Origin of the sequence: Planktothrix sp. FACHB-1355 (assembly GCF_014748295.1) — a bacterium.
Classification (GTDB): Bacteria; Cyanobacteriota; Cyanobacteriia; order Cyanobacteriales; family Aerosakkonemataceae; genus Aerosakkonema; species Aerosakkonema funiforme_A.
The window spans coordinates 1-7,194 of record NZ_JACJUP010000238.1 but is presented as its reverse complement, the minus strand read 5'-3'; the positions used below and the strand labels follow the sequence as shown (position 1 = coordinate 7,194).

6 protein-coding genes are annotated in these 7,194 nt (G+C 44.2%); 1 reads left to right on the top strand and 5 read right to left on the bottom strand.

What is annotated here, in order from left to right; translation table 11 throughout:
• A partial coding sequence (locus H6S82_RS12495; RefSeq protein WP_191056274.1) for a COR domain-containing protein occupies positions 1-2,923 on the top strand: 2,923 nt, incomplete at its 5' end.
• Between the two features lie 58 nt (positions 2,924-2,981).
• Here the strand turns inward: H6S82_RS12495 and H6S82_RS12490 are convergent.
• From H6S82_RS12490 to hypB, 5 genes are all read right to left on the bottom strand, one after another.
• Complete coding sequence (locus tag H6S82_RS12490; protein WP_190461863.1) at positions 2,982-3,584, bottom strand: 2OG-Fe(II) oxygenase; 603 nt, start codon at positions 3,582-3,584, stop codon at positions 2,982-2,984.
• Positions 3,585-3,708: 124 nt separating this feature from the next.
• Positions 3,709-4,482: an ABC transporter ATP-binding protein gene (locus H6S82_RS12485; protein ID WP_190461865.1), complete on the bottom strand. Its 774-nt coding sequence runs from the start codon at positions 4,480-4,482 to the stop codon at positions 3,709-3,711.
• A gap of 51 nt (positions 4,483-4,533) precedes the next feature.
• Positions 4,534-5,379, bottom strand: a complete 846-nt coding sequence (locus H6S82_RS12480) for an ABC transporter permease (RefSeq protein WP_190461867.1) — start codon at positions 5,377-5,379, stop codon at positions 4,534-4,536.
• Positions 5,380-5,452: 73 nt separating this feature from the next.
• Complete coding sequence (locus H6S82_RS12475) at positions 5,453-6,505, bottom strand: ABC transporter substrate-binding protein (protein WP_190461868.1); 1,053 nt, start codon at positions 6,503-6,505, stop codon at positions 5,453-5,455.
• A gap of 363 nt (positions 6,506-6,868) precedes the next feature.
• Positions 6,869-7,194 (bottom strand): hydrogenase nickel incorporation protein HypB (gene hypB, locus H6S82_RS12470; protein WP_191056273.1); only part of this gene is annotated, 326 nt, incomplete at its 5' end.

Genomic DNA, 7,194 nt, shown 5'->3' with positions numbered 1-7,194 from the left:
TCAACTGACCAATCTGCAATCCCTCGACCTCAGCAGCAATCAACTGAGCCAACTGCCAGCAGAAATCTGTCAACTGACCAATCTGCAAACCCTCAACCTCTACAACAATCAACTGAGCCAACTGCCAGCAGAATTCGGTCAACTGACCAATCTGCAATCCCTCGACCTCAGCGACAATCAACTGAGCCAACTGCCAGCAGAAATCTGTCAACTGACCAATCTGCAATCCCTCTACCTCAGAGGCAATCCAGTCCCTATTCCACCGGAAATTTTGGCTTCAGGGAATGCAAAAGAAATCCTCGATTTCTATTTCCGGACACAAGACCCAAAAGAAACCGAACCTTTCTACGAAGCAAAATTCTTGATTATCGGTGAAGGGGGAGCAGGTAAAACCTCTTTAGCCAAGAAAATTGAAGACGAAGCTTACGAACTCCAACCAGAGGAGAAATCAACCGAAGGTATTGACGTACTGCGATGGGATTTCCCACACAACGGACAAAATTTTCGCGTCAATATCTGGGACTTTGGCGGACAGGAAATTTACCACCAAACTCACCAATTTTTCCTTACCGAACGTTCTCTTTATGCCTTAGTTGCAGACAGTCGCAAGGAAAACACAGACTTTTATTGGTGGCTCAAAGTCGTCGAATTGTTAAGCAATAATAGCCCCGTTATCATCATCGAAAATGAAAAACAAGACCGGAAATGCGAGATCGACGTGCGCCAGTTGCGCGGAGAATTCACTAACCTAAAAGAAGCACTGCCAACCAACTTAGCCACCAATCGCGGTCTATCAGAAATAAAGAAAAATATTCAGCTTTACATCAGTAATCTTCCCCACGTCGGTACACCTTTACCAAAACTCTGGGTAAGAGTTCGTTCTGCCCTAGAAAACGATTCCCGCAACTACATTAGCCTGGAAGAATACCGCACTATTTGCCGACACAATAAATTAACTGACAGCAAAGATATGCTGCGGTTGAGTCAATATTTGCATGACCTTGGCGTTTGCCTCCACTTCCAAAAAGACCCTGTACTAAAAAATACCATCATCCTCAAACCGGAATGGGGCACAACTGCGGTTTACAAAGTGTTGGACAATAAAAAAGTAAAGGAAAATCTGGGCCGTTTCACACAGAATGACCTCGAAGATATTTGGCATGAAAACGAATATGCCGATATGCGAGATGAATTGCTGCATCTAATGATGCGGTTCAAACTTTGCTACCCAATTCCCAATTCTCCCAACACCTACATTGCCCCTCAACTACTCGATATCAACCAACATGAGTATAATTGGGATGAAACCAACAACCTAATTTTGCGCTACGAATACGAGTTCATGCCTAAAGGCATCCTCACCCGTTTTATTGTAGAAACCCACCCTTGGATTGAACAACAAAAGCTGGTTTGGCGAAGCGGCGTTATCCTCAACAAAGACCAAACTCGCGCCGAAGTCATCGAAAACTACAATCAACGAGAAATTAAAATTCGCGTATCAGGAAACCGCAAAAAAGAACTGTTAGCAGTCGTCACCCACGAACTAGAAAAAATCCACCAATCTTACGAACGATTGCAATATAACACCCTGGTTCCCTGTAACTGCAACAGTTGCAAAGGCAGTCAGGAACCTTATTCCTACCCTCTGGATAAACTGAAGAAGCGCTTAGATGCTGGTCGGTATAAAATTGAGTGCGAAAATAGCTATGACGAAGTAGATGTCCGAAGATTAATCGATGATGTCAATCTGCAAGTTTCTGGAAGAGAACAGGAACTCACCCCCCGCGTTACACCTTTACAACAAGAACTCTCCCAAGAGAGAGATGAATCTTTAAACCGTCAAAACCTACAACCTAAACTTACCATGAATTACCTCGATTTTCAACTATTAGTGACAGCAGACAAGAAAATTCGCGCTTCCTCAGATCAAGGTGACGATTCGGGCGAATTGCGCTTGGAGATGAACAGAATAAAGCTTACATTAAAACTAATTGAATCTCGACAAACAGATACCGATTTACTCAAAGCATTAGGCGGCGAACTCTACCAAGCACTTTTCCCCCCAAAAATTCACAGCCATTTAAGAGCTACAATAGCAGGCGCAAATGCTCATGGAGACAACGTGCGCCTGCGCTTAACTTTTGAATCTCCAGAACTAGCCGCCCTACCTTGGGAATTTCTCTACGATGAAAGTACTAACACCTTTCTAGGGAATAACACCCAAACCGTACTCTCCCGTTATATTGACGTTCGCCTAGAAAAGCGCGACCTCAAAGCCAAAGCCGCCAGCAAACCGCTAAAAATCCTGTTAGTCATTTCCAGTCCTACTAACTTAACCAAATTAGATGCTGCTGGCGAAGAACGTCTCATCCGCGAAGCCCTAGAAAAACACATCAATGCAGGCGAGATTGAATTAGATGTGCTGCAAGAAGCCACAATTCGCAACATTGACCAAAAATTGTCTGAAAAGCCTTACAATATTTTTCACTTCATCGGTCATGGTGAATTTAAGGACAATAAAGGCTTTATTGCCCTCGTAGATGAAAACAAGAATTCTAAATTATTAGATGAAGTAGGTTTCGCCAACTTGTTTTTAGGCAACCGCAATTTAGGTTTAGCTGTGCTAAATTCCTGTCAAGGTGCAGAACTGTCTTCCAATCAAGCATTTGCAGGTTTATCACCTAACTTAGTCCGGCGCGGTATCCCCGCAGTAGTAGCCATGAAATATTCTATCCTCGACAGCACAGCCAAGCTTTTTGCTGACTATTTCTATCGGTACTTAGCGCTAGGTTTGCCTGTAGATACAGCCATTCAAAAAACTCGCAATGCCATTTCTATTAATGTTGGACTGGATAAACCCGACTTTGCTACACCAGTTCTTTATATGCGAGCGAAGGATGGCATAATTATGAGTGGATTGTAATTAGAAATTTCAGTAGGACTTACGCAGAGCGTCTAAATCTTTAGTCCTAACTGTTAACCTACTTCTTTTTCGCCTTCATCGCCCTAGACTCGACTGTAAATGCTGGAATTTCTTCTAGTTCGGTTTCGCTCAAACTGTATTGTTCGCAAACTAAACTCAGACGAGTTCCAGTAGTTTTCACCGCATTCACAGAATGAGTTAAATCTCCCTGAAAATACACTAGCGTGTTAACCTGCGGTTTAATTTGTCCGACTTGCTGTTTGTAATTTCGCAACACTAATTCTCCACCTTCCAAATGGGGTGGTACTTGCACGTAAAGCACGCTGACAACCATCGGAGGATCGATCGCTTTGCAGTACGATCGCAATGAGCGATCGATATGCGGATCGACGCGAGAACCTTCCTTGAGCAGTAGGGGATTGAGGTAAAAAGCGTTACACGTAGGCTGTAACGCCCGGTCTAGATAAGGTTTGAAGAAGGGAAACCGCTGTTCGACTTCCCCAATGTGCGATCGGTGAAACACCACCGAAAACCCTTTAGTACCAACAAAATCGCGGTTGAGGTTATTAGTAGCAAAATAAGGACACGCCAGAATCTCCCCGCGCAAGTCATTGAGGTAATTAATTGAGAAGGCGTCCCGTTGTTGAGAATAGTAGTTCAAGTTTTCGACAGGTTTAGCAGTTTCAAATCGTTAGTAGTCCGCCAAATTAATTTTGATGGGTTGTCCTCCTTGAGAAACCCCTCAAAAATAGCTTGGCGGACTACTAGATTAGCAGAATTCGCACTCATGCTGCTGCTAGAGCTTCCTGTCCGTGTCTCCGCAGCAGTTCCATCAGCTCGTCCCGGTAGTCGTGGAAGATGGAGTGGCGCTTAACGGTGTGAGTGCGATCGGGTAATTTAACCTTAATTTCTTTTCTGACTGTACCGGGACGAGAACCCAGCGCATAGATGCGGTTAGCTAAAAATACCGCTTCTTCTACATCATGAGTAATCATGAAAATTGTAATATTGGTGCGCTGCCAAAGGTCTAACATAAATTCGTGCATCGACTCTTTAGTATGGATATCCAACGCACCGAAAGGTTCATCCATTAATAATACTTTCGGTTCCGAAACAAGAGCGCGAGCAATTGCCACCCGTTGCTTCATCCCACCCGATAATTCCTTTGGCAAGGAGTTAGCAAAATTAGTCAAACCTACCACATTTAAATAATAGCTAGCTTGCTCGCGTCGGATCTTCTTCGGTACGCCTTGAAGCTTGAGTCCAAACTCGGTATTTTCCTGCACACTCATCCAAGGGTAAAGCGTATAGTGCTGAAATACCATACCTCGGTCTGGCCCTGGCCCAGTGACAACTTCTCCATCAATTCTGACTTCCCCAGATGTGGGCATATCCAGTCCGGCAATTTGTCGCAACAGGGTAGATTTACCCGAACCGGATGCTCCCACGGCGCAGATAAATTCGCCCTCTTTAATCGTCATGTTAATATCTTTGAGGACAACTAACGTGCCGTTTTTTGTCTCAAAGTGTTTGTGCAGGTTGTTGATTTGCAGATACATGGTTTAAATCTCCTTAATTTGATAATTGGTGATTGAATAATCCCTGAAAAATTAACGTTTTTGGCTAGACCATTTGCAAGAAACTCTTAACAGATACTGGAATAGCAAATCGAAGAACAATCCAATGACGCCGATAACGATTAGCCCGACAAAAATTTCATCAGTCCTCAGAAATCGACCCGCCACGCTAATGCGACGACCTAAACCTTCGGTTGCGGCAATTAGTTCCGAGACAATGACTAACTGCCATGCCGCTGCCAAGTTGATGCGGCAAGCATCGATGATTCCCGGCAAGACGTGCGGAAAAATGACCTGAAGCAGGGCTTGTTTGCGATCGCCTCCTAAAATATAAGTCGCTTCAATCAAATCTTTTGATACAAACTTTACAGTATCCATCACCATTAAGGAGTTGAAGAAGAAAACTCCAATAAAGATGAGGGTAATTTTCGGTTCCTCTCCTATTCCCAGGTACAGAATTAGCAGAGGAATAAAGGCAGGCGCAGGCATATAGCGCATTAAGCCGAAAAGCGGTTCCAGCAAAGCGCGAATACTGGCAAAACTGCCCATTAACACGCCAACGGGGATGGAAAGCGTTGCTGCAAAAATAAATCCGACACCGACGCGCCACAAACTCGCTACGGTATCCTTGAGGAGTTCGCGAGTACTCCACAAACGTCCGAACGCCTCCAGCACTTTACCGGGTGAGGGTAAAAATTTGGGGTCGATGTTGCCAAATGCAGTTACCAACCACCACAGCAGCAGGGGAGCGGCTATGGAAGTAATTACCAACGCGGTATTGAGAGGTTTGGGAATGTCTTCGGCGAGTTGCCAGAAAACAGTCGGATTGAGCTTTTTAGCTCGGATGAAATCTCTAATCGATCCTGGTTCTTGGCTCATAGAATTTTAGATTTTAGATTTTGGATTTTCCCTATTCTCTATTCTTTCTTCCCTAACCCCTAGCCCCTTTTTCCTAGCCCCTTTTTCCTAGCCCCTTCATGTAAGCTTGCACAAAGCGATCGTCAAATAACTTGCTCAGATCCGGTTGCGTTTTTGATAACCCCACTTCTTTGAGAAATTTACTCATTTCCTGAGCGGCAAACTGTAACGAAGTCAAATCGCTCCCTGGTTGAAATGCTTTAATATTTTCCTCAATTGTAAATATCTGCGTGCCATCAGCGTATTGCTTGTATTCTTCCACAGAAACGCCCGCTCGTTTCGCCATAATTTCATAAGCTTTATCTGGATTTGCCTTCATATATTCCAATGTGGCAAACCAGGAATCAACCAATGCCTGTACTCGATCGGGATATTGTTCTACAAATTTGCGCGTCACAACGAGGTGATCCGAAATCGCTCCCGGAAAGTCCTTGGAACTAAACAATTCCTTACTACCCTCACGCTTTAATGCTTGCGTGGTAAAGGGAGCGAACACCGCCGTTGCATCGACTTGTCCCGCGACAAATGCTGCCGCTGCTTTACCTGTTTCTAGCGGTACGAACTGAATATCTTGCGGCGATAACCCTGCTTTTTTCAGACCTAACAAAAGGAGAAAATGATCGACCGTACCTTCTTCTGCGGCTACTTTTTTCCCTTTTAAATCGGCAATTGAATTAATGCCATCTCGGACGATAACTTTATCGTTGCCGGTGGAGTTATCGTTCACCAGCACAATCACTTGGTCTGCGCCACCCGATACGGAATTAACCGTATCTCCTAAAGTTTGACTATTGGCATCTATTTGTCCTGCGGTTAGGGTGCTAATTGATTCCAAATATCCATCAAACCATTTGAGGTCTACCGGGACGTTATTTGCTTGAAAAATTTTTTGTTCTTGCGCCACTTGCCAAGGAAACCAACCGGGCCACGCGCTGAATCCCAGACGGACGGCACCGGCAACTGCTGAGGAACTGGTATCGGTTTCGGTGGTTGTTTTAATATAGGTGGCAGGGTTGACGCAACCTACAATAATGGTGAAAGTAACAAGAAAAAGGATGCAGAAGGAAAGGGGCGATCGCACTCTCATAGCATCTCCTATAGGAGAGATTGTGGGCGAGTTTTCAGAGCGGTTGAATATGTGTAGCAAATAAAGGTATCACCGCTTTGTTATTTTTGTTACAAAATTCCTCAGTTGGCCTATTTACAGCTTTTGAGCTTTAATTTTTTGGCTTTGTCACAAATAGACCTGTTGCCAAAGTAGATTTTATCTGCGTTAATCTGCGTTAATCTGCGGTTTTATCTCTAAAATTGACAACTTTGGCAATCAGCCTAATAGTGTTAGCTCCTCCGAGAAGTAGATTTTAGAGATTTTTTACCGCAGATGAACGCTTCGGAACGCAGATGAGTAGAAATGTTCGATCGCACATCAAGGGATTGTGCGGATAAGTTGTTAATGAACAGTGGATAGTTGATGTTTGGTGGTTGAGGATCGATCGAGTTGAGAGCGTACCCAATCAAACCAAGTTTCTAATCCCTCTCCTGTTTTGGCAGAGACGGGAATGATGGTGACGTGGGAATTCATTTGGCGCACATTTGCCACAATTTGATTCACGTCAACATCAAGATGGGGTGCTAAGTCCATTTTGGTGATTAACAAACAATCTGCTTCTTGAAACATCACCGGATATTTGAGGGGTTTGTCTTCTCCTTCGGTCAAACTCAAGAGCGCAACTTTCGCGTGTTCGCCTACTTCAAATTCTGCCGGACAAACGAGAT

Bases quoted from the DNA above. Each gene is read 5' to 3' on its own strand.
- H6S82_RS12475 (WP_190461868.1), bottom strand. From the start codon at position 6,505: ATGAGAGTGCGATCGCCCCTTTCCTTCTGCATCCTTTTTCTTGTTACT.
- H6S82_RS12485 (WP_190461865.1), bottom strand. From the start codon at position 4,482: ATGTATCTGCAAATCAACAACCTGCACAAACACTTTGAGACAAAAAAC.
- H6S82_RS12480 (WP_190461867.1), bottom strand. From the start codon at position 5,379: ATGAGCCAAGAACCAGGATCGATTAGAGATTTCATCCGAGCTAAAAAG.